Source organism: Bdellovibrio sp. SKB1291214, assembly GCF_002209355.2.
Classification (GTDB): domain Bacteria; phylum Bdellovibrionota; class Bdellovibrionia; order Bdellovibrionales; family Bdellovibrionaceae; genus Bdellovibrio.
Genome location: NZ_CP106855.1, coordinates 1,485,227 through 1,507,042 on the forward strand (window position 1 = coordinate 1,485,227; position 21,816 = coordinate 1,507,042).

Below are 21,816 nucleotides of genomic sequence, written 5' to 3' on the forward strand. Positions count from 1 at the left end.
ATCCCTTAGTTGATCAACCAGTCGTAACCTTTTTCCTCAAGCTTCAACGCCAAGGAAGAGTCACCCGTCTCAACAATTTTTCCACCCAAAAGCACGTGTACAAAGTCAGGTTTGATATAATCAAGCAAACGTTGATAGTGAGTGACCAAGATGATCGCGTTGTCTTTGCGACGAAGCTTATTCACGCCATCTGAAACCACACGAAGAGCGTCGATATCAAGGCCCGAGTCTGTTTCATCAAGCAAAGCCAAACGAGGAGACAAAACTGCCATCTGAAGGATTTCGTTTTTCTTTTTCTCGCCGCCCGAAAAACCCGTGTTCACTGGACGATCCAAGTATTCAGGTTTCATGGAAACAAGTTTCAACTTTTGCACCAAGAATTCACGGAACTCACCCTCAGGCATTGGTTCAGAACCTTGATGTTGCAAAACAGAGTTAAAAGCTGTGTGCAAGAACGTGAAGTTAGATACTCCCGGAACTTCAATCGGATATTGGAATGCTAAGAAGATTCCTTCTTTAGCTCTCTCGTCTGGAGCAAGCTCCAACAAGTTCTGCATCATGAAGTTGATTTCGTATTTAACTTCGCCACCTGTGACTTCATAAGCTGGATGACCAGCTAAGACTTTAGACAAAGTCGACTTACCAGAACCGTTTGGTCCCATGATGGCGTGAACTTCGCCAGCTTTAACCGTCAGGTTTAGACCTTTAAGGATTTCTTTTTCTTCAACACGTGCATGGAGGTTTCTAATTTCTAACATGATACTATCCTACTGAATTCTCTAACTTCATTTCGATCAACTTGACGGCTTCCACTGCGAACTCCAAAGGAAGTTCTTTAAAGACTTCCTTACAGAAACCGTTCACCAACATTGAAATCGTCTTTTCCATATCCATACCGCGAGATTGCAAATAGAAGATTTGATCTTCACTGATACGTGAAGTGGTCGCTTCATGTTCAATCGTCGCCGTTTTATTTTTAACTTCGATATAAGGGAATGTACTCGCAGAGCACTTATCACCGACCAGCATGGAATCACACTGAGAATAGTTACGTGCGTTTTCCGCTGAAGGCATGATCTTTACTTGGCCACGATATGCATTCGAAGATTTATCAGTGGATATACCCTTTGAAATGATCGTCGATTTCGTGTTTTTACCAATGTGGATCATTTTTGTACCCGTATCTGCTTGCATTAGATCGTGGGTCAAAGCCACAGAATAGAATGCACCTTCGGAACCATCCCCTTGCAAAATGCAAGAAGGGTATTTCCAAGTGATGGCAGAACCAGATTCAACCTGAGTCCAAGAGATTTTAGAGTTCTTACCCGCAGCTTTACCACGTTTAGTAACGAAGTTATAAATGCCGCCCTTGCCTTCTTTATCGCCTGTGTACCAATTTTGAACCGTGGAGTATTTGATCTCCGCATTGTCCAAGGCAACGAGCTCAACCACGGCCGCGTGAAGTTGGTTTTCGTCACGTTGAGGAGCTGTACAACCCTCAAGGTAATTGACGTACCCACCTTCATCACAAACAAGCAAAGTTCTTTCGAACTGACCTGTGTCCTTAGCGTTGATACGGAAATAAGTCGAAAGATCGATCGGGCAACGCACACCCTTAGGGATGTAACAGAAAGATCCGTCTGTGAAGACAGCCGCATTCAATGCCGCATAGAAATTGTCTGTGTAGGGAACAACTGAGCCCAAGTATTTTTTTACTAGCTCTGGATGTTTCGCCACGGCTTCAGAAATCGAGCAAAAGATAACTCCCGCTTTTTCTAAAACTTCATTGTGTGTCGTTCCCACAGAAACGGAGTCAAAAACCACGTCAACCGCGATACCAGAGATACGCTTTTGCTCTGACAAAGGGATGCCCAATTTTTCGAAAGTCTTAACCAATTCAGGATCAAGATCTTCCATAGATTTAGGCTTATCAGCATCTGATTTTTTCTTAGGAGCAGAGTAGTAACGAATCGCTTGAAAATCGATGGGAGGATAAGAGACATGGGCCCAAGTCGGCTCTGTCAAAGTTAACCAGTGGCGATACGCCTTTAATCGATAATCCAGCATCCATTCAGGTTCATTTTTCTTACCAGAAATCAGTCTGATGATTTCTTCAGTCAAACCCAATGGGGCCTGATCGGTCTCAATATCTGTTGTGAAACCGTATTTGTATTCGTACGAATCAAGAGGGTTGTTCTTGTTGTTATCCATGAATCACCGTCTCAGAAGATTTTTTCGGCATCGCAGTTCTTTCAACTAAGAGATCTTTCAAACTGACGGATTTATAAAAGTCAGTGAGCTTATTATTTAAAGTCGTAACCGGAGAAACGATGTTGCACGTACCTTGAATTTCACAAGGAACTTCTTTGTGCAGGCATTTCACCAAAGCCGTCGGGCCTTCGATCACTTCGACCAAATCGTGGATCGAAACCTTCGCAAGATCTTTCGTGATCTGATATCCACCGTTAGCACCATACTCAGCCCGCAGAATCCCGCCTTTTTGTGCCATTTGTTGCATCACACGAGCAGTCGCATCAAAGGGAGTATGAAAAGAATCAGACACTTCTTTTGCAGAAGTTAACTCTCCCGGAATTTTCTGACTCATATATTTAAGAGCCATCAATGCGTATTCTAATTTTCGATTGATCTTGTTCATATTGGTACCTGACGATTACGTCCCTGTTATCTAATAGAAAGCTAATTGAAAAACAAGATGAAATACGCCTAATTTTAGCGTATTTAAGATTGTGACAGGAATCTTTCCTTTAGTTTTGAAAAAATGTGCTGATTTCGGCATCTTAGGGTGCTATACCAAAGCCCTTATGCGAGTACTATTAGCAACAATTGCGTCGTTAACGATGGTGGGTATCATTATCCTGGCAACCCGTATTTGGGGCTTGGGTCAGACCTTCCAAGAATATAAATCTCCCTACATGGACGGAAAAGCTCCATATGTGGCCGTAAAAACTCACACTTTGGCCAAAATGCAGGAAGCAATCGATGCACGCCCGGACGTTATCCTTTGGGCTGACGTTCGCGTTTCTAACAATCGCGTTCCGTTCATTCTGCCGCCAAGCCGTGACGTGGAATTCCTGAATGCAAAAATGGAAGAGCAAAAGGCGAATCCCACTGCGCAGATCATGACAAGCAGCAAATTAAGCGGGTTTTCTTTTGAACAGATCAATGAGTTCTATAAAAGTACTCCGGCATTAAAAGAACTGTACGAAAAATTCCCACACCAACGCTTCATTTTGAACGTTGTGGATAACGTAACAGATGTTGATTCTATCGTCGCAAACGCAGTCCAGGATTATAAATCAGAAAATCGCACTTTAATCCAAAGCGATGCCAACGTGATCACAAACGCAATCAAAAGTTTGCAACCTACTTGGCTTTACGGAACAACGAAACCGGATTTGATGCGCTTGATGAGCTTTGATTCTTTGTGGGTTTTGCCGTCCACCCAATTTAAGGGCGACGTTTTCGTAGCTCCATTTAAAATTGCGAAACGCCCTGCCTTTAATGACGCCGTCATTGAAGAAATGCGTCGTCGTAAAAAGAAGATTTTCTTGATCGTTGAAAATGAGGAAGAGTTCAAACGCGCCATGGAAATTAAAGCTGATGGTTTGATTGTGAATGATATCAAGCAAATCAACTCGTGGTTGCCAATAACTGCAGCAGAGCCGACGGCAACTCCAACCTCCACTAAGTAATCTCCCACGACGATGGTCCTGCGCCATAGGGACATCGTGGGTTGATCTCAGGACCTTTTACGCATAATGTGGAACATGGAGGTTCATCTATGTTTCCACTTTTAGTCCAGGCAGCTTCGGCCGCACCTTCTGTGTCAGTAAATACAAACTCTTGGGATGCAATTGCCCAAGCGAGTCCAGTCGTACAACTGACATTGGTTATTCTTATTGGTATGTCCGTGGTTTGTTGGGCGATCGGTTACACAAAATATAAAGCATTCAAAAATATGCGCACAGCTGATGATCTTTTCCTGAATAAATTCTGGAAAGTGAATTCCTTGGATTCTCTTTATGAAGATATCGATCAATATAAAGAGTCTTCAGTAGCTCGTGTATTTAAGGCGGCTTACCTAGAAATGAAAAAGATCTCTGAATCTCCCCTGCTTGCTCGCACCGAAAATGACAAACCTATTTTGTCTGGTATCGACAACTTGGAACGTATCATTAATAAGGCCACTGAAAATGAAATCTCTAAAATTGAATCTCGCCTGACTGTTTTGGCAACGACAGGTTCAACAGGTCCATTCATTGGTTTGTTTGGTACTGTTTGGGGGATCATGCAGTCTTTCCATAAAATCGGTCAGACAGGTTCTGCAAGTTTGGCGGTTGTCGCTCCGGGTATTTCTGAGGCCTTGATCTCCACGGCGATCGGTCTGGCGGCAGCGATTCCAGCAGTTATTTTATATAACAATTTTATCTCTCGTATTCGCAAACAAGAAATTACATTGAATAACTTCGGTGCGGACTTCCTGAACATCGTTAAACGTAACTTCTTTCAAGGAAACTAGATCATGGGAATGGGTGGCGGCGGCGGGAAAAAATCCCGCGCGACATTAAGCGAAATCAACGTAACGCCCCTGGTGGACGTGATGTTGGTTCTTCTGATCATGTTCATGGTGACGACACCTTTGATGCAACAGGGGATTGACGTTGATCTTCCAAAAACATCCGCTTCGGGTGTGGAAATGAATGAAGAACCCTTTGTATTGGTAATTGGTCACGATCAAAAAATGACGATTGCTAAGACTCGTATTCAAATGGCCGATCTCAAAACAAAGTTGAAAGCCATCTTTGAGAATAAAAAGAATAAGCAAATTTTCATCCAAGCAGATCGTAAAGTGGACTATGGCTTCGTCGCGGAAGCTATGGCAGAAATTCGTGCTGCAGGGATCTTTAACATCGGTTTAGTAACGGTACCAAAAGACAAGTGAGTGCATTGAAATCAGACAACCCTCAGGATGAAACACTTAAACGCGGACTGGTAGTCTCATTGGGATTCCACGTCGGTTTGGTTCTATTCTTTGTTGTGAAGACTGCGTTCTTCACACCTGAGTCTATTGATTTCACTCAAGCAGTCCGCGTGGATATGGTCGGTCTTCCTGATAAATTAGATCCTAATAATCTTCCGCCGAAACCAGAGGCGAAAGAAAATGCTAAGCCCGCTCCCAAACCAGAGCCTTCTCCGGTGGAAAAGGTTGCGGAAAAAAAACCAGAACCTAAATTTGAACCCAAGCCAGAAGTTAAACTTCCCACTAAGACGGCCAAAAAAGATGACGGCGTGAACTTAGAAAAAGTTAAATCCAAACAAAACGATGCTTTGGAAAAACTAAAAGCTATGGCCGCAATTGAAAAGTTAAAAGAAGAAGCTAAAAAACCAGCTCCAGCGGCTGGCACTGGCAAATCAAATGCGGGTGCGGCTCCGGTAAAAGGAAATCAACTTTCCCCCGGCACGGCTTTGACAGGTCTTTCTAAACTGCAGCATGACACTTATGGTGCGGATTTAGATCGTCACATCAAACAACATTGGGCAGTTCCCGAATGGTTGGCAAAACGTGATCTTAAAGCACAAGCTCGCGTTTTTATCGATTCACGCGGAAATATTATTGATCGTAAAATTGTAAAATCGAGCGGAAATCCAGACTACGATGCAGAGGTACTTTCAACCCTTGATAAATCATCGCCGTTCCCCGCTCCACCAGAAAAATTTGTATCACTTGTCAGTGTGGATGGGATTTTAATCGGCTTCCCAGAGTAAGGAGAGAACTATGATCCGACTTCTATGTGTGTTACTCGCTGCTGTTTCACTTTCTCAAGTGAGTCAGGCCCAAACGGCTACTCCAGATAGCGGCATTTATATTAAATTGGGCGACGCCCGTACCAAAAAAAGCATGATGGCTTTCCCGGCGCTGCAATATTTTGGGTCTCCGGGAACGGCTTCAAACTATCAAGCCACGGGTGCGGAGATTTATAACGTTATTAATAATGACTTGGCCGTCTCATCATATTTCCAATTTATTGATTCTAAAGCTTTCCTTGAAGATCCAAGCAAAGTTGGAATGACACCGGCTCCAGGAAATCCTGCTGGCTTCAAGTTTCAAAGTTGGTCTGCAATCGGCGCAGACTTTTTAATTCGCGCAGGCTTTTCAATCGCGGGCGGGGAAGTAACTCTGGAAACTTATGTGTACCATGTTGGTAAAGCAACTTTGGTCGCGGGCAAAAAATATAAAGGCCCTGTTTCAAGTGCTCGTCGTATTGCTCACACATTCGCAAATGACGTTTTGAAAGCTTTAACGGGAACAGAAGGCATGTTCTTGTCTCGGATGGTTGTGACGTCGGATAAAGCTGGTGGTCAAGCTCGTGAAGTCTATATCATGGACTGGGACAGTGCGAACTCTATGCAGGTGTCAAAACACTCGAGTGTGGCAATCTCTCCCGCATGGTCTCCAGATGGTTCTAAAGTAGCTTACACGTCTTACGTAAAACGTGTGGGATCTAAGTTCAGAAATGCTGACATGTTATTATTAGATCTTAAAAGCGGCAAACGTCAGTTGATTTCATACCGTCAGGGTATCAACTCAGGTGCTTCATTTTCTCCAGATGGAAAAACAATTTTCCTAACAATCTCTCAAGGCACAAGCCCTGATATTTATAAAATGTCTTATGACGGGGCTTTGATGGGTAAAGTGACAAATGGACCTGCCGGAGCGATGAATGTGGAACCAGCCGTGTGCCCTGGGGACTCAAACAAAGTAGCTTTTTCATCGGATCGCGCTGGTAAACCAATGATCTATACAATGGATGCAAATGGTGGAAATGTGAAACGTCTGACTTTTGCTGGCGTCTTCAACTCCTCCCCATCTTGGTCACCTGATTGCAAAAAAATCGCCTTCGCAGGTCAAAGCGATAATAACTTTGATATCTTTGTTATGAATGCTGACGGCTCTGACATGATCCGTTTAAGTTCTGCAAAGAAATCCAACGGCAAAATGTCTTCGAATGAAGATCCTTCATTCTCTCCAGATGGTCGCTTTGTTATGTACACAAGCAATCGTACGGGTAAGAACCAAGTCTTTATTTCGACTGTCGATGGCACTGAAGAACGCCGTGTAACTCAAGATAACCACAACTACTTCAAGCCGAAGTGGTCTGTAAACCTTGACTAACCCCCCTCTCGAATCTTCCTTAAGAATAAAACGCAACGGGATCTGGTCCCGTTGCGCATCTGCCGCAAAAAATAATTCCCAAGACTCTTTAAAAATATGCCATGACTGGAGTGCCGCAGCTGACGAGCTTTTAATTGAAGCTTTTAGCAACTGCTTTTCAGAAAGTGATGTCGCTTTATTTGCTCTGGGAAAATTGGGTTCTGAGGAGTTAAATTTAAGTTCCGACGTCGATATCTTAATCGTTGCTGAACATGAAAATGAAAAACACCTCAAAAGTCTTCGTTCATTGCAAAAGCTACTAAGTGAGCGCACTGCCGAGGGCTTTGTTTTTCGTGTGGATTTTGATTTACGCCCCGGCGGTCGTCATGGCCCGTTAATTCCTACCATCGAACACTTCCGCGATTACTATGGAAACTATGGGGAAACCTGGGAGCGCTTAGCTTTTGTTCGTCTGCGCGGGATTTGCGGCAATGCAGATATTATCAATCAAGTGCAGTCCTTCGCAAAAAAATTTTCATTTCGCAAACATCTGGATTTCACTTTATTTGATGACTTAAAACACTTACGTGGAAAAATTCAGAATCACTATCACACCCCGACAGCTGTCGATGCGGTTGACCTTAAGATGGGGATTGGTGGCATTAGGGATTTGGAACTTTTCACTCACGCACTGTTGGTAGTTCATGGTGGAAAAGATCACTCTCTGCAGCTGCGTGGAACGATAGAAGCTCTTGAAAAATTATCATCTAAAGATTTACTCCCTAAGGCTGAAGCTGATTTCCTTATCTCTCATTACCGCAATCTACGTGGTCTTGAAAATTACGTTCAGGCCTTAAATGACGAGCAAACCCATTTGCTTCATTTAAATGACCCTCACCCTGACTTTGTCCTGAGGGCTTTAAAAACTCTGCTTCAAGAAATGCAGCACTGCGATCAAATCGTGAAATCACTTTTGGGTGATGCGCCTAAAATCGTATCCCTCGAAAATGAACTTAGCACTTTGGGCTTACCTGAGGAAGATATCAAAGAGCTTTGGAATGAAATCATCGAGCAAGAAGTTTTATCCAGAAATAAGGGCCGTGATGAAGCAGCTCGAAAGGCTTTTTTACAAGAGTTCTTGCAAACTCTGAAAGTCCAAGGCGGCGACAGTCATAGGGCGTTGGGTTTTTTAAAAGATTTCATACGTAGCACTCGAGCAAAGGCTAGCTTTTTTACTTTGTTGCTTCGTGAAAATGAACTGATGAAAAAGCTTGCCTGGTTATTTGCTCACTCCCCTTATTTGTCGCGCATTTTATGCAGCCGGCCCGAGCTGCTGGATTCCTTTGTGTATAGAGCACAAAATAAACTTTCAGAGGATTTAGATATTTTATTAGAAGAACTTGCCGAGAAAAAACTTTTATCCGAACTGATTAATGGCAGCCAATATTTGGAAGATCGCGATCTGGAAACCTTGTTAAATAATTTAACGTTCACTGCAGATTCGATTGCATCGGCATTGATGACGGCACTTAAAAAAGATTACCCCTGTTCGGTTGAAATTTTGACTTTAGGAAAATGGGGCGGCCAAGAACTTGGTTTTAAATCAGATTTGGATTTTATTTTCGTGATCACAGGCGATGAATCCGATAACGACTTTAAATTCGCCAAGCGATTTATTTCTCGCATGACCGAGCCTCACCGTGGTGGAAGCATTTATTCCATTGATATGCGCTTACGTCCGTCGGGAAAAGCCGGGCCCATTGTGATCCCATTAATGGATTTACAAAACTATCTTACGAACGAAGCCGAGGTTTGGGAGCGACAAGCTTATTTGAAATCTCGATGGCTGAACTATTCAGGACCATCCCTAGTGCAAAATTATATACAAAAAGGATTGAGTGCGGAGCAACTCGTTGAACTCGACCGCATTCGCACGGAACTGATTAGCAAACATCCCGATATCAACTTGAAATATAGCGAAGGCGGAATGGTTGACATTGAACTTTCTATTCAGTCCGTTCTTTTAAAGGAGAAGCTTGCTCCGTCAAATTCCTCGACTACAAGTTTTTTGAGTATGAAGTCCCAACAACATCCTGATCTTGCAAAGAATTACCTCTATATGCGTCAAATCGAACAGATGCTGCAACTGATAGCGTCAGAATCAACGGCGGATGTGTCCTTAAATCACGAGTCCTTTCATGATCTTGCTGTGGCGTTTAATACTTCGCCGACGAAGCTTCTCGAAGATGTTTCCCAGCGTATCACTGAGAATGTTGGGATTTTGAAGGCGCTTGACCCTCGACGAACCCGTCACTAAATAATGAAGCTTAACTAATCAGGAGTATTCCGATGTCGAAGAATATCGATATAAAAAAGGTATTTTGGATTTACCTTTTTGCATTCTTACTTGCCGCTTTCAGTTTCCGTGCAGACGCAAAACCGACTGAAACGCCAGCTGAAACTTCCGCTGAAAAAACAACTGAAGTAAAAGCTGAAAAGAAAGCAAAAGCAGATTCCAAAAAATCTACGAAAGATACTGATACTAAGAAGGGAAAACCAATGTTCGCACTTTTCGAAACAACTAAAGGTAATTTCAAAGTAAAACTACTTACTGAAACAGCTCCTAAAACAGTTGAAAACTTTGCTGGTCTTGCTGAAGGCTCTAAAGAGTGGACTGATCCTAAAACTGGCGAAAAAGTTAAAAAGCCTTTCTATGATGGTTTGTCTTTTCACCGCGTTATTAAAGATTTCATGATCCAAGGTGGTTGCCCACTTGGAACTGGTACTGGTGGCCCAGGTTACCGTTTCGAAGACGAATTCCTTCCAGGTCAGCCTAAGCATTCTAAACCAGGCATGCTATCTATGGCGAACGCGGGTCCGAACACTAATGGTTCTCAATTCTTCGTTACTACTGTTGCAACTCCTTGGTTGGATGGTCGTCACGTAGTTTTCGGTGAAGTTGTTGAAGGTATGGATGTTGTTCATGCTATCGAAAACACAAAAGTAGGCCCAATGGATCGTCCCGTTGAGCCAATGATCATCAAGCACGTTAAAATCGAAAGAAAGTAGTTCTGCACTTCGTTCTCTCGAAGTCGTTTCACTGCTTAAATGATCAAATAAAAAACCCGCTTGATGAGAGCGGGTTTTTTTATGCCTTTTTCTAGTTCACCCCGGTGATTGGTAAAGCATCACCGTTCGTTATCCCAGTCGTCGAACTGCTACTTGTATTGTTATTGTAGTTACCGCGGTTATTACCCATGTTGGGTCCCCCACCCATTTGACGACCTTGTTGCGGAAAGCCTTGTTGTTGCTGAGGAGAAAATCCTCCGCCACCACTCGGTGGATCGAATTGACGCCCGCGATCTGGCCGATTCGGTCGGGCATTCTGAATCTCTCCACCCTCTTTGCGAAACCACGAACCGTCGTTGGCGCGACAAACATAACCCGTCGTCACCATCGGCGTATTGGATCTGCTATCCCAAATTTCACTGCGGTAAATACGACAGTAAAATCCATCAAAATAGCCTTCCCCCGTAAAAATCAGACGACCACGATGTTGGTTGCCTTGAAACGAGTAGGGGTTGTTATTGAATTGACCACTTAAGGCTTGGTTCCACATGCCTTGTGCCTGGCGATTGTCGTTGTCATCAAAGTTCTGCGCAATCGAGGCGCCTATCAAGCCACCAATAATCACGCCACTTAATGTTGCAACACCCATGTTTCCACGACCTGCGGCCTTCACTGCTTGAGTTTGCATAATCAAACTTAGCGTCAGTATAGATAAAGTAACCATAAAAAAGCGATTGTTCATAAAACCTCTCTTAATTTGCTTTCGTACAAGAGAGGAGCAAGCTGCAAGCCAGAAAAGCTCACAGTCCGTAGATGTGCGAGCTTGCTAAAAATAAATTGATTGTGGAAAGACTGTGCAAAAAGGAATTTCCGTCTAAAGAATCGCCTCGTGACAAAATGTGGAGCTCAGTTCGCTGTTCGAACTACTCCCGCGATCACTATTCTTTTTCAACTTGGGACATATCGATTTCTTTCGCGCGCTTTACAATTTGCTCCAGAATATCCTCGTTCACAGCACCCGGCTGCACAAAGATAATCGATTGCTCTTTGATAACAGCTAAAGTTGGGATTGATTGCACTTCAAAACTTCCGGCAATTTCTGGCTCTTCATCCGTATTAATTTTGATGAATTTTATGTCGGGATGCTTGTCCGCGACCGCTTCAAAGATCGGCGCAAAACGTTTACAAGGCCCACACCACACAGCCCAGAAGTCTACGATAACAGTCTGGTTTTCCTGAACTACTTGTTTGAAATTGTCTTTCGTAACTTCCAAAACTGCCATGGTTTTCTCCTTGACCTGGTTTACTTAGAGTTTGAAGGAGAACATAGAATGAGTCAGCATAAATGTAATTAACAATAAAGGGGTTCTCATGAAAATGATTCTTGGTGCTGTTCTTTTCTTGTTCTCTACACAAGTATTTGCGGCTGGCGATGCAGGCTGCGGTCTTGGTTCTGTCGTTATCTCTAAAAACTCAAAAGGTTTGCAACTTTTTGCGATGACAACGAACGGTACATTCTCATCTCAATTCTTTGGTATCACTTCTGGTACTTCTAATTGCTCTTCAAGCGGTATCGTTATGAATGACAAAGAAGTTCAGTACTTCGTTGAAGTAAATCAAAAAGAGCTTTCTCGTGAGATGGCTCAAGGTCACGGTCAACTTCTTGCGACTTTGGCTGATATGAAGGGTTGCAAAAATTCTGAAGCACAAGCAGCTTTCGGTTCATTCACTCAAGGTTCGTATGAAAACATCATTCCAGCTTCCAACACAACAGCAGCTGAAATGGTTTCTAACCTGAATAACCAACTTGCTGGTCAAAAGGATCTTCAAAGCCTTTGCCATGGTTCGTAGTTCTTTAGTTTTAATATTTCTTATGATGGCCCCACTTTTAACGTGGGGCTTTTCTTTGCAGGATATCTCATCCTTCAAACAGCAAGCACTTGCAAAAAATCTTGATCAATCCAGTGCTTGGTTAAAGCTTGGACATTATCGCAAATCTTTAAGCGGAAAATACAAGTCTCCCATTCGTGGTGAATTTTTCATCGATCAAAATGGTGCCAATGATCCTAAAGCAGAACTTCTGGCAACAATTGATGTGCTCTTTGATTCAAAGACCTCGATTTCTCAATGCAAATACCTGGCACGCACATCCTGGTTAAAAAACACTTTTGATATAGATTCCTCTCTGCTGGAAAAGTGCCCCGAACGAGCTGCGTGGAAAGATCGCTTAGGCGCTACAGAGGCCCATCTCATATTTGCAGCGTCTGATTTATCCAGCGCTCCTTCAAGCTTTGGTCATACTTTTCTACGTCTTCATAATCCCAAAAACACCGGACAGTTAGATTTACTGGATTATGGTATCAACTATGCTGCGAACACCGGAACTGAAGACGGTGCCCTTTATGCAATGAAGGGTCTTTTTGGATTTTATCCAGGAACCTATTCAATGCTCCCCTATCATCAAAAGATCCAAGAATACTCGAACCTTGAGGGACGAGATCTGTGGGAGTACAAACTTAATCTTTCCCCTGCGCAAGTTGAGTTCATGATTGATCATTTGATAGAGCTGGATAAAGCCTATGCGCCTTATTATTTTGTTGATGAAAACTGCTCTTCGCAAATGCTGGAATTAATCGAAGCCGCGTCTCCCAACCATAACTTGACGGATAAGTTTCATGACATGGTCATTCCTCTAGACACTTTAAAAGTTCTTAATTCCCAGGGCCTGCTGCTGGCAGGAAAACTAAGAACGTCCTTACAAACAGAATGGCGCACAAGATATGCGCAGCTAAACTTTGCTGAACGCGCAGCTCTGCATAGTGTGTTAACTACGAAATCCGATCAAAGCCATTCCTATAGAGCTCTTTCCAAGAAAGAAAAGGCCGAAACTTTAGAAGCTGCCTTAAGTTATTTATCGATTCAAGAATATCGAGAAGGCAAAGAATACAACGAAGACAAATACAAACTTTCAATCAGTCGCGCAAAACTGGGAGCGATCACAGATCCAGTTACAATCACCCCCCCAAAGTCCCCTTTATTAAGCCCATCGACTGCAGCATTCTATTTAGGTTACGGCAAAAACGATGAGGACGATTATTATCAATTTAAATACCGTCGTGGCTTCCATGACTTGCTATCGGATGACAGTGGTCTTGCTCCGTTTTCTCAGCTAAATTTTTTGACCTTTGATCTGCGCTACGCTCCTTCAGAGCAAAACTGGGATCTTTATCAATTTGTTTTCTTAAGCGCAGTTTCAACTTCACCATGGACTCAGCTTGAAAAACCTATTTCTTGGACGATGGAAGTTGGTACCGAACCAAAATTGAATCCTTATGTGAATGGTGGCGTTGGTGCGAGCTTCGATTTTCCGTTGATGAAGGCTACTCGTTGGTCGTTGTTTGCAGTTAGTGAAAACTCTTTTCTGACGAATATTCCGCAGCCGTTCTTGGGGGCGAAGTCCATGTTCATGATGAAGTGGTTGGATTCGTTTTGTACGTTGTTTCAAAACGAATACCTTTACTCAACAGTTCGTGGCGAGTTTCAATGGAATCATCTTTTTGCTGGCTCTTTATCAATTGGAACCACCGAACTAAGGCTTGAAGCAGAACGAAAAGATCGCATCGACCAGTGGGGCATTTCGGTCGTCCTGCCTACACCCTAGACACCTCCGTGACCTAAAGAGGCCTCGTCTCATTCTGAGTCACCCTACATCCTTTATATCGCTAATGACAGGCCCCTGACTTGCTTATCTCTTCAATAAGGCAAATAGCCTTTTGAGGAGAATCTATGTTTAAGGCCTCTTTAACATATAAAAGAACGATAAGCTTTGCGACCGCACTGGTGGTGAGCCTAGCTTCCATTTCTCCGGCCTTTGCCCAAACAGTGACTCAGTCTGAACAGAAAAGAGCAGCTCAAGACACCTCAATCATGAAGAGTGCTGGATATAACGTTAAAGTAGACTATCAGAATAAAATCACCCGCGTTTTTGATAAAACGACCAATATCCCAGTGATGGAAATTCCGTTCGCCGATGAAGCAAGCTTGCGTAAATATGATCCCAAAAATATTGAGCATCGTCTTTTAAGCGATATGGGTAAAGTTTGGAATGGTCAGAAGGCAGCGTTCACGCATTCTTTAACGAACCTTGCTCCAGAATCCATGATGTTCTTTATGTCCATGGGTTTGGTTATCGCGGGACAATTAGTTCTTGATTACTCTATGAATCCCGTCGCAATGGATCAACACGTGACACATTCATTTTCTCCAATGGGAATCATCGGTTTCCAGTTATTTATGTACTCTCAAGGTGCTGCATCAAATGTTCTTGCGATGTACATGAAAAATCCAAAGTATCATGCCTTCATTCCTTATTTGGGTATGACTGTGGGTGCAACAGTGCAAGGTCTTGCAACGCAAATTGCTTCCGATCCAAATGTTAAAGCGTGCGCGATGACTTGGATGGGTAAGAAAGTAACCGACAAAGACCTACAACGTGGAGTTGACAAAGACCCTTGTTCCAAAGCTTACGATTATCTGGTCATTCACAAAAAGATCTGGGAAATGGCTCCCAATATCACTTCAATGTTGATCTCTTCAGCCGTGGCTGCGGGTCTTGAAAAAGGTGGTACAGCCGCCCTTACCAGCAAAGTCGTAGCTGGAAATGTGTTGCGCTGGACGGGTGTCGACATCGTGACTTGGTTAGTTCCAGGAAGCATTCAAGTAAAAGGCCTTCGCATGTTCTTGACGAAGGGTTTGAAGCTTGCGGCATTCGTAGCGTTGGATCAACTATTCATGCGCTCTGTAACTTACGCTTGGAAAAACGTGTTTGATGGCCACGAGTTGTACTCCGTCACTGAGGAACTCGAAACTGCAATCAATACACAAAAAAAATCCAAGTGGACAAGCTCAGATGCTGAGCTTCAAGAAAAAGTAAAAACTTTCAAAGAAAAGCTATCGGCTTGGCGCATGGCAAATCTGGCTGATGTGTATGAAGCAAATCAAAATTGGCAAAGTGCTTTGTATCAATTGACTCAAGGTTACCGCGCAACTGAAAATTTCTATGGCGATTTCGTAAGCCAAGTTCGTCAAACGCGCTTTGAGGGCTCAAGCAACTTGGCTCGCATGGCTCCGTTAAATGGAGTGACTCCAGACGGAATGAAAAAGGGCGCAGACGATTCATATCATACAGACCCGAAATTTATTGAAACTCGCCAAGCTTACACAGTGACTGACGTAGCATCTGCCGCCACTGTACTGCTGAACTCTCCGGATTACAAAAGCTTGATGGCCCCAGAGAAAAAGAAGTTTGAATCCATCATTAACGCTTTAGGTGATAAGGATTTAAATAAAGTGGGTGCCGCACTTACAGAGCTTAATAGCGAAATGGCCCGATCTGCACAAAATATCACTGTATCAAGATACTATCAGGTATTGAACCAGCTACGCGCTATGCTGGGTAATCCTGAACCGATGATGCAACTGGGTCGCTCCTGGGCAACAACGTATGTTACAAGCCCCTCTTCATATGAAAAAGTAAAAGACACGAATTACTATCGTCGTGTTGGTTTGTTTGGCACTCCCAAAATTAGTGACTATATGATCATGCAAATGGTTTGTGGACCAGACATCGAAAAAGGTGATGCGTCTGTCAGAAGTTCTGCAGGCTACCCTGCCGTATTCTTACCACCAACGATTGCGAACTCTCAAGACGAGTTCTATGAATGTGAAGGCATCGCCGAAGGTGCAAAAGAAAACAGAATTTATGACTGGAAAGTTAAGTCTCAAGGCGGAAATTACAATGGATGGGTCGACTATCTTTTGGCGCAAACACGTCCTTCAATCATTGGCACTAAAGAAAGCTCAGGCTTTGAAACATGGTGGAAAAACAACTCGTATGCTCAAATGAAAACGGCCTTCGATAAGTTTGGCGTTGAATATGATAAGATCGTGGTCAAATTGGTTCGCGGACTTTATAAGCCTGGGAAAATCGCAATCAACGCAGGCCCGGCATACAATGGTACGATGAACTCTATTTTCCAAGAGGAAAGAGCATACCTTTCTATCCTGAATGAATTGATGGCCCCATCGGCGTCTTACAAAATGAATTTTGAGAATAATATGAATCAGGCTCCAACAAATCCTTTATTGAAAGAAGTGGAAGCTGAGTTTGCAAAGCTGAACGGCCTGTTAAAACAAATCAAAGTTGTGAGCATCGACGGCAGAGAAAGAATTCAGTCCTCTTTGCAGAACTCACAATTAGAAGAGCAAGCTAACAAAATCCAAGAAGTTTTGAATAAGCTTGCCATCACCTTAGGTGTCAACAGTGCTGCCCTCTCAAAAACTGCGGAAAAAGATCCTTTTGCAGCCCTTGAGGAAGAAGAAAGCGGAAAACCAACGGCGGCAGTTGCCACTCAAAAGTTCAAGCTATCCAAAAGCCAGAACAATCTAGCGGTCGCGGTTCTAGAGGCGCTGCAAGGATTAACGACTGAAATGAAAATGTACGGTTCCATCGCCAATGCTGTTAGCTGGGATAAGATTAATAACCTAGCTTCAGTGAATGAAGACATGAAAAAGTTCAACAACATGGTTCAAAAGCAGCTTTCGGAAATGCGTTCTATAGCGAACCCGACAAGATAATGTTTGTCTCAATTTGAGACGATGAGATGGTGATTATTTGCAGCTGCGCAAAAGGTCACCGCAAAAGAACTTAGACATCCGGCTTCGCCCATAAAGAAATTAAGGGCTCTTCAGCTGGTAAGGCTTTTGCTAAATAGATTGTGTACAGTTTTAAACGGTTTTTTTAAAAGAGGAGATTTCATGAAAAAGGCATTTATTATCGGTATGACTATCGCTTTCTCTGCAACTGCATTCGCAGCTCCAGGTAAAATGACAACGACAGAGCGTTTGGCTAAGTTTGATAAAACAAGTCAAGAGTACTTCCTGGATGCAAGCGGTAACTTGAAAAATGCGACAGGTAAAAATGCTGAGAAAAAATATCTTGAGCAATCCATCCGCGATCTTGCTCCGGGTAAAGAATCAAAGATCGTTGAAAACGCTTTGACTGACAAAGAAGTTCTTAAAAATCTAGTTTCTGTTGCAGCAGCAAAAAAGGCTGCCGATAAAATGGAAAACAGAGACGAAGCAAAACAAATCAGCGACGCCGCTGAGGGTTTATCGAGCATGATCTCTGAAATGCATTTGGCTAAGAAGGCGACTTCTCGTGAGCTTTCTAAGGATCAACAAGAACTTGCCGATGCTGCTTTTGATAAATCTATCAAATTGGGAACTCAAATCCTGACTCAATTCCAAGGCGCAGACCGCGCATCCTATGTTCGTGTCGTATCAGCATTCAAAGCGCGCGCAGGTAATGGTAAATTGCCTTCTGAGAACTTGGTTGATGCAGTTATGGAATCTCAAAAAGTCACTAAAGAAAAAGCTCTTGAGATCCTAAGGAAACTAAAAGAATGCGTTTAATCGCAACCACCTCTTGAAAACCCCAAAGCCGAGGCCTTATAACCTCGGCTTTTTTATTTTCAAGTTATGATGCGAACTTAGATACCAACCTTTTGGTTGTCTGTGACTATAAGAATTTCTATACGACGATTCATGGCTTTATGTTCTTCGGTGTCGTTGGGAACAATCGGCTTTTGATCTCCGTAAGAGATCGAGACGAAACGCTTGGGATTTAGCTTATGATATTTAACAAAGTAACGGACCACCGCTGAAGCACGATCTCCAGCTAGCTCCCAGTTACTAGGATACTGAGGATCTGCGATCGGGGTGTCATCCGTATGTCCTTCAATAATAATACGCTTGTCGTTTGCAGAAAGAATTTCTGCAACCTTATCCAAAGCGGGTAAAGAAGACAGGCGTAGCTTTGAAGATCCTGGCGTAAAGAAGCTAGAAGCAGTCAGGGATACACGAACACCGACGGAATCATGATAAATATCTTGAATGTCTTTCTTTTGATCGTCTTTGCTCATGGCTTTACCCAGAGCTCTTTCCACATAATCGGCCGCCTCTGCAGGTCCGCCTTTTTTAGGAAAGTTCCCAACCGGAATATCCAGTTCAGCAATCGCAGAGTCAATGGCGTTACCGTTTTGATCCGTGCCGCCCTTCCCCACCAAATGAAAGTTCAGCTTAATTGATTGTTCAAATTCTTTTTGTTTTGCTTCATTTGCCGATGAAGTAGCGTACATAACTACGAAGAACGCAAATAAAAGAGTGATAAAGTCTGCATACGAGACTAACCATCTTTCATGATTAACGTGTTCTTCGTGTTTTCTACGCTTTGCTTGCATGTGGCAGGTAAGACCTTAATTTTTGTTCAATGACGATGTGATTTGCGCCTTTGGCGATCATCAAGCCACCCTCAAGCACCATCATCTTTTCGCGGGTCAGATCTTCGACTTTTTTCTTAATCTTGTTACCAATTGGTAAAAACAGTAAGTTTGCAAAACTGACACCGTAGACCGTCGCCACAAACGCCACGGCGATACCGGCTCCAAGCTTACTGGTATCGGTCAAGTTCCCCATCACGTGAATCAAACCCAACACGGCACCAATGATTCCGACTGTTGGTGCAAAACCACCCGCATCGGCCCAAATTTTTGCCCCTGCAAGAAGCTCTTCTTCCTCTGTGTAAATTTGAGTTTCAAAAATATCGCGTATAACGGGTTCTTCGACTCCATCTACAACGTTGCGTAAAATATTTTGCAGTAATGGGTCAGTAATTTTGTTGATTCTTGGTTCTAAGGACAAAATAGATTCTTTTTTTGCAAGACGTGCATACTCTACGATGTCTTCAAGAGTGCGATGAGCTTTGCTTTCTTCATTTTTGAAAGCCTTTTTCGCAAGGTTTAATCCTGTTTTTAAAGCATGCTCTGAACTTGATACCATCACTGCTCCAGCAGTGCCGGCGACTACGATGATAAATGCTGTTAACTGCATCAGTGAACTCATATGGCCACCTTCAAAAAGGTTTCCAAAAATAATTCCACCAAAGCCAATAAATAGGCCTAATAATGTCGCAATGTCCATAAACACAATGATGCCATAGCGAGTTGTACGAGGCACTCTAGCCCTCGGAAGACCTAGACTTTCTGCGAGCAAAAAACTAAGTTAATATCCCTATCATGCTCGACTTTATTTTGAACCTCGATAAACGTCTTTTCATTCTGATCAATTCAGATTGGACAGCCCCATGGGCTGATATTTTTTTTCCATTTGTTACAGACCTTCATAAGAAGAATCCTGTAAAACTTTTGATGATCCCGCTGATCATTGGTCTTTTTATTTGGAGACGTGGATGGAAAAAGGGCTGCACCATTTTTGTGATGGCAGTTCTAAGTGTTTCTCTTTCCGATGCTGTTGGAAATTGGGCCTTTAAGAAAACTGTTCAACGTCCAAGGCCTGCTGACACCCAGGGGTTGCAGGTTACAGTGCGAGCTCCCTTTGGAGGATACAGTTTCGTTTCAAATCATGCGACAAACATGTTTAATTTTGCCACGTTTGTTTCTGTGATATTTCCCGCGATGGTTATTCCTATGTTCACACTAGCCACTGTGATCGGATACAGCCGCATTTATAACGGAGTGCATTTTCCTACGGATGTCGTCGCCGGTGCAATGTTAGGAATTATACTTGGAATTATGATGGCAAGATTCTGCCAAAGAGTCCTGGCACGTTTTGATGAAACTGACAACGAGGCTGAAGCAACATGAAAGTATTAGTTACTGGTGCAAACGGATTTTTAGGCAGCTGGCTTACTCGTGAACTTGTAAAAGAAGGACACGAAGTATTCGCGTTGGTTCGCAAGAACAGCGATCTGTCTGAACTAAAAGGCGTCAATTGCCAGTATCGTTACGGCGACGTTACAGACGTGGTTTCATTGCTTGAAACAGTCACAGATATCGATACGGTTTTCCATCTAGCGGGAGTGGTTGCTTATAAGGCTTCCGATCGGGCCTTGATGGAAAAAGTAAATGTTCAAGGAACCGCAAACGTGATTGAAGTTTGCAAGGAACGCAAGGTTCGTCGCTTGGTCCACCTATCTTCGGTTGTGGCTATCGGCGCAGGATATACACCCGACGAAGTACTCAACGAAAATTCGGAATTCAATATCCACGATTTAGATCTCGGTTATTTTGAAACAAAACATGCGGCGGAACTTTTGGTTAAAAAGGCCTGTGACAAAGGTGAAATCGATGCCGTTATTTTAAATCCCGCAACGATTTACGGTTTTGGCGATGCCAAAAAAGGCAGCCGCAAAATGATGTTAAAAGTAGCCCAAGGTAAACTTAAGTTTTACACTTCAGGTGGGGTCAATGTTGTGGCTGTCGAAGACGTCATCCAAGGAATCATCAGCGCGTGGAAAATCGGCAAAAAAGGTGAACGTTATATTCTGGCAGGCGAAAATATTCTGATCAAAGATTTATTCCGTATGATCGCCGAGGAAGCTGGAGTGACACCTCCGCATAGGCAACTCTCGGATAAACTATTACACATGGTTGGCACCGTTGGCGATTTTATGGAAAAGATGGGTTTTAAAGGACCTTTAAGCAAAGAAAACGCCCATACGGCCACAATGTATCACTGGTTTGATTCTTCCAAAGCACAGCGCGAATTGAACTTTCACCCAAGACCAGCAAGACAAGCTATTCACAACAGCATCCAATGGATTAAAGAACAAGGGATGATCAAATAGATGAAAGCCGCTGGATTATTTTTTGCCATTATCGTTGCTATTATGGTCACTGCTGCAGCTGTTGTCTGGTCATGGTTACCAACTGAAAAAGACATCAAAGGCTGTATCGTTACGACGATGTATAAAGTTGATCTGTGTCCCACATCCAAAAACTATGTTCCATTAAAACAGATCTCCCCCTACCTTCAAAAAACAATCATCATGACCGAAGATGGTAACTTCTATAAGCATCACGGGTTTGAGTGGGCAACTATCGAAAAGAACTTCCGTCAAGGATGGGAAACGGGTGTATACAAACGCGGCGGTTCCACCATCACTCAACAGCTTGCTAAGAATATGTTTTTAAGTGCCGACAGAACTTTCTTTCGCAAAGCTTTAGAAGCAATCATCACTGATCGCATAGAAAGAACGCTGACTAAGAAAGAAATCTTAGAAAAGTATTTAAACGTCGTAGAGTTCGGAAAAAATATCTATGGCATCAAAGCCGCCGCACAGTTTTATTTTAAAAAATCTCCCGCAGAACTCGATGTTGTGGAAAGTGCTTTTATGGCGATGGTTCTGCCAAGTCCGATTAAATACTCTCAATCCTATTATAAAAAAGAACTGACTGGATTTGCTCGTAAACGTATGAGCCAAATCGTTCAATATATGTATCAGTTTCACAACATTGACCAAGGCCAATACGAAGTCGCAATGGAACGAATTCAAAACTTCCTAAGCCCTGCGCCCCCACCGATGGATGAGGGTGGCTTTAGCTTGAGTAATGATGAAATTGAACGATTAGAACAAGAGATTCGCGAAGAAGGCACATCAGGAAGTTCGGAGCTTGATTTGCAACCGGAAGAACTTCCCAATTAGATAGATGTCA

The 21,816-nt window shown here is 43.1% G+C and carries 21 protein-coding genes; 14 read left to right on the top strand and 7 right to left on the bottom strand.

Annotation, left to right across the window (positions count from 1 at the left end; genetic code table 11):
- Positions 1-5: 5 nt before the first annotated feature.
- Genes sufC through B9G69_RS07400 form a run of 3 tightly spaced genes read right to left on the bottom strand, consistent with a single transcriptional unit; the run spans position 6 to position 2,656 of the window.
- Positions 6-758, bottom strand: a complete 753-nt coding sequence (gene sufC, locus B9G69_RS07390; protein ID WP_088616149.1) for a Fe-S cluster assembly ATPase SufC — start codon at positions 756-758, stop codon at positions 6-8.
- Between the two features lie 4 nt (positions 759-762).
- Positions 763-2,211 carry a Fe-S cluster assembly protein SufB gene (sufB, locus tag B9G69_RS07395; RefSeq protein ID WP_088616148.1) on the bottom strand — a complete coding sequence of 483 codons (1,449 nt, stop codon included), beginning with the start codon at positions 2,209-2,211 and terminating at the stop codon, positions 763-765.
- Positions 2,204-2,656, bottom strand: coding sequence for an RrF2 family transcriptional regulator (locus tag B9G69_RS07400; RefSeq protein ID WP_088616147.1), 453 nt, complete (start codon positions 2,654-2,656; stop codon positions 2,204-2,206). The genes sufB and B9G69_RS07400 overlap by 8 nt, the downstream gene beginning before the upstream one ends.
- Before the next feature lie 166 nt (positions 2,657-2,822).
- Between B9G69_RS07400 and B9G69_RS07405 the strand changes: the two genes are divergently transcribed.
- The 7 genes from B9G69_RS07405 (at position 2,823) to B9G69_RS07435 (ending at position 10,243) form a co-directional block, all read left to right on the top strand.
- Positions 2,823-3,713 carry a hypothetical protein gene (locus B9G69_RS07405; RefSeq protein ID WP_254916943.1) on the top strand — a complete coding sequence of 297 codons (891 nt, stop codon included), beginning with the start codon at positions 2,823-2,825 and terminating at the stop codon, positions 3,711-3,713.
- A gap of 89 nt (positions 3,714-3,802) precedes the next feature.
- The gene (tolQ, locus tag B9G69_RS07410) at positions 3,803-4,540 is read left to right on the top strand and encodes a protein TolQ (protein ID WP_088616145.1); all 738 of its coding nucleotides are present in this window, start codon (positions 3,803-3,805) and stop codon (positions 4,538-4,540) included.
- A 3-nt stretch (positions 4,541-4,543) separates the two neighbouring features.
- The gene (locus tag B9G69_RS07415; RefSeq protein WP_088616144.1) at positions 4,544-4,963 is read left to right on the top strand and encodes an ExbD/TolR family protein; all 420 of its coding nucleotides are present in this window, start codon (positions 4,544-4,546) and stop codon (positions 4,961-4,963) included.
- Complete coding sequence (locus tag B9G69_RS07420; RefSeq protein ID WP_088616143.1) at positions 4,960-5,787, top strand: cell envelope integrity protein TolA; 828 nt, start codon at positions 4,960-4,962, stop codon at positions 5,785-5,787. Before B9G69_RS07415 ends, B9G69_RS07420 begins: the two co-directional genes overlap by 4 nt.
- 10 nt (positions 5,788-5,797) lie before the next feature.
- Positions 5,798-7,195, top strand: coding sequence for a PD40 domain-containing protein (locus B9G69_RS07425; protein ID WP_088616142.1), 1,398 nt, complete (start codon positions 5,798-5,800; stop codon positions 7,193-7,195).
- Positions 7,188-9,491 carry a glutamine-synthetase adenylyltransferase gene (locus tag B9G69_RS07430; protein ID WP_088616141.1) on the top strand — a complete coding sequence of 768 codons (2,304 nt, stop codon included), beginning with the start codon at positions 7,188-7,190 and terminating at the stop codon, positions 9,489-9,491. Before B9G69_RS07425 ends, B9G69_RS07430 begins: the two co-directional genes overlap by 8 nt.
- Positions 9,492-9,523: 32 nt before the next feature.
- Positions 9,524-10,243: a peptidylprolyl isomerase gene (locus B9G69_RS07435; protein ID WP_254916942.1), complete on the top strand. Its 720-nt coding sequence runs from the start codon at positions 9,524-9,526 to the stop codon at positions 10,241-10,243.
- Positions 10,244-10,334: 91 nt separating this feature from the next.
- Here B9G69_RS07435 and B9G69_RS07440 read toward each other — a convergent pair whose 3' ends face one another.
- Positions 10,335-10,985 (bottom strand): hypothetical protein, encoded by a 651-nt coding sequence (locus B9G69_RS07440; RefSeq protein WP_088616140.1) that lies wholly within the window; start codon positions 10,983-10,985, stop codon positions 10,335-10,337.
- A gap of 196 nt (positions 10,986-11,181) precedes the next feature.
- The gene (gene trxA, locus B9G69_RS07445) at positions 11,182-11,526 is read right to left on the bottom strand and encodes a thioredoxin (protein WP_088616139.1); all 345 of its coding nucleotides are present in this window, start codon (positions 11,524-11,526) and stop codon (positions 11,182-11,184) included.
- Between the two features lie 88 nt (positions 11,527-11,614).
- On the opposite strand from trxA, the gene B9G69_RS07450 reads away from it, so the two are divergent.
- The 4 genes from B9G69_RS07450 to B9G69_RS07465 all read left to right on the top strand — a co-directional run bounded on the left by B9G69_RS07450 (position 11,615) and on the right by B9G69_RS07465 (position 17,716).
- Positions 11,615-12,094 carry a DUF3015 family protein gene (locus B9G69_RS07450; RefSeq protein WP_088616138.1) on the top strand — a complete coding sequence of 160 codons (480 nt, stop codon included), beginning with the start codon at positions 11,615-11,617 and terminating at the stop codon, positions 12,092-12,094.
- Positions 12,084-13,904: a DUF4105 domain-containing protein gene (locus B9G69_RS07455; protein ID WP_088616137.1), complete on the top strand. Its 1,821-nt coding sequence runs from the start codon at positions 12,084-12,086 to the stop codon at positions 13,902-13,904. The genes B9G69_RS07450 and B9G69_RS07455 overlap by 11 nt, the downstream gene beginning before the upstream one ends.
- Positions 13,905-14,029: 125 nt before the next feature.
- Positions 14,030-16,879: a hypothetical protein gene (locus tag B9G69_RS07460; protein ID WP_088616136.1), complete on the top strand. Its 2,850-nt coding sequence runs from the start codon at positions 14,030-14,032 to the stop codon at positions 16,877-16,879.
- A gap of 180 nt (positions 16,880-17,059) precedes the next feature.
- Positions 17,060-17,716 (top strand): hypothetical protein, encoded by a 657-nt coding sequence (locus B9G69_RS07465; protein WP_088616135.1) that lies wholly within the window; start codon positions 17,060-17,062, stop codon positions 17,714-17,716.
- Between the two features lie 77 nt (positions 17,717-17,793).
- On the opposite strand, the gene B9G69_RS07470 is transcribed toward B9G69_RS07465, so the two are convergent.
- On the bottom strand, positions 17,794-18,543 hold the full coding sequence (locus B9G69_RS07470) for an OmpA family protein (RefSeq protein ID WP_088616134.1): 750 nt from the start codon (positions 18,541-18,543) through the stop codon (positions 17,794-17,796).
- A complete protein-coding gene (locus tag B9G69_RS07475) occupies positions 18,527-19,282 on the bottom strand; it encodes a flagellar motor protein (protein WP_088617231.1) in 756 nt (251 codons plus the stop codon). The genes B9G69_RS07470 and B9G69_RS07475 overlap by 17 nt, the downstream gene beginning before the upstream one ends.
- A gap of 95 nt (positions 19,283-19,377) precedes the next feature.
- On the opposite strand from B9G69_RS07475, the gene B9G69_RS07480 reads away from it, so the two are divergent.
- From B9G69_RS07480 to mtgA, 3 genes are read left to right on the top strand one after another with little or no spacing between them, the layout of a single operon-like run.
- Positions 19,378-19,965 carry a phosphatase PAP2 family protein gene (locus tag B9G69_RS07480; protein WP_088616133.1) on the top strand — a complete coding sequence of 196 codons (588 nt, stop codon included), beginning with the start codon at positions 19,378-19,380 and terminating at the stop codon, positions 19,963-19,965.
- Positions 19,962-20,948 carry an SDR family oxidoreductase gene (locus B9G69_RS07485; RefSeq protein WP_088616132.1) on the top strand — a complete coding sequence of 329 codons (987 nt, stop codon included), beginning with the start codon at positions 19,962-19,964 and terminating at the stop codon, positions 20,946-20,948. The genes B9G69_RS07480 and B9G69_RS07485 overlap by 4 nt, the downstream gene beginning before the upstream one ends.
- Positions 20,949-21,806, top strand: coding sequence for a monofunctional biosynthetic peptidoglycan transglycosylase (gene mtgA / locus B9G69_RS07490; protein WP_088616131.1), 858 nt, complete (start codon positions 20,949-20,951; stop codon positions 21,804-21,806).
- Positions 21,807-21,816: the final 10 nt, after the last annotated feature.

Bases quoted from the DNA above. Each gene is read 5' to 3' on its own strand.
- sufC (WP_088616149.1), bottom strand. From the start codon at position 758: ATGTTAGAAATTAGAAACCTCCATGCACGTGTTGAAGAAAAAGAAATC.
- sufB (WP_088616148.1), bottom strand. From the start codon at position 2,211: ATGGATAACAACAAGAACAACCCTCTTGATTCGTACGAATACAAATAC.
- B9G69_RS07400 (WP_088616147.1), bottom strand. From the start codon at position 2,656: ATGAACAAGATCAATCGAAAATTAGAATACGCATTGATGGCTCTTAAA.
- B9G69_RS07405 (WP_254916943.1), top strand. From the start codon at position 2,823: ATGCGAGTACTATTAGCAACAATTGCGTCGTTAACGATGGTGGGTATC.
- tolQ (WP_088616145.1), top strand. From the start codon at position 3,803: ATGTTTCCACTTTTAGTCCAGGCAGCTTCGGCCGCACCTTCTGTGTCA.
- B9G69_RS07415 (WP_088616144.1), top strand. From the start codon at position 4,544: ATGGGAATGGGTGGCGGCGGCGGGAAAAAATCCCGCGCGACATTAAGC.
- B9G69_RS07425 (WP_088616142.1), top strand. From the start codon at position 5,798: ATGATCCGACTTCTATGTGTGTTACTCGCTGCTGTTTCACTTTCTCAA.
- B9G69_RS07435 (WP_254916942.1), top strand. From the start codon at position 9,524: ATGTCGAAGAATATCGATATAAAAAAGGTATTTTGGATTTACCTTTTT.
- B9G69_RS07440 (WP_088616140.1), bottom strand. From the start codon at position 10,985: ATGAACAATCGCTTTTTTATGGTTACTTTATCTATACTGACGCTAAGT.
- trxA (WP_088616139.1), bottom strand. From the start codon at position 11,526: ATGGCAGTTTTGGAAGTTACGAAAGACAATTTCAAACAAGTAGTTCAG.
- B9G69_RS07450 (WP_088616138.1), top strand. From the start codon at position 11,615: ATGAAAATGATTCTTGGTGCTGTTCTTTTCTTGTTCTCTACACAAGTA.
- B9G69_RS07455 (WP_088616137.1), top strand. From the start codon at position 12,084: ATGGTTCGTAGTTCTTTAGTTTTAATATTTCTTATGATGGCCCCACTT.
- B9G69_RS07460 (WP_088616136.1), top strand. From the start codon at position 14,030: ATGTTTAAGGCCTCTTTAACATATAAAAGAACGATAAGCTTTGCGACC.
- B9G69_RS07465 (WP_088616135.1), top strand. From the start codon at position 17,060: ATGAAAAAGGCATTTATTATCGGTATGACTATCGCTTTCTCTGCAACT.
- B9G69_RS07470 (WP_088616134.1), bottom strand. From the start codon at position 18,543: ATGCAAGCAAAGCGTAGAAAACACGAAGAACACGTTAATCATGAAAGA.
- B9G69_RS07475 (WP_088617231.1), bottom strand. From the start codon at position 19,282: ATGGACATTGCGACATTATTAGGCCTATTTATTGGCTTTGGTGGAATT.
- B9G69_RS07480 (WP_088616133.1), top strand. From the start codon at position 19,378: ATGCTCGACTTTATTTTGAACCTCGATAAACGTCTTTTCATTCTGATC.
- B9G69_RS07485 (WP_088616132.1), top strand. From the start codon at position 19,962: ATGAAAGTATTAGTTACTGGTGCAAACGGATTTTTAGGCAGCTGGCTT.
- mtgA (WP_088616131.1), top strand. From the start codon at position 20,949: ATGAAAGCCGCTGGATTATTTTTTGCCATTATCGTTGCTATTATGGTC.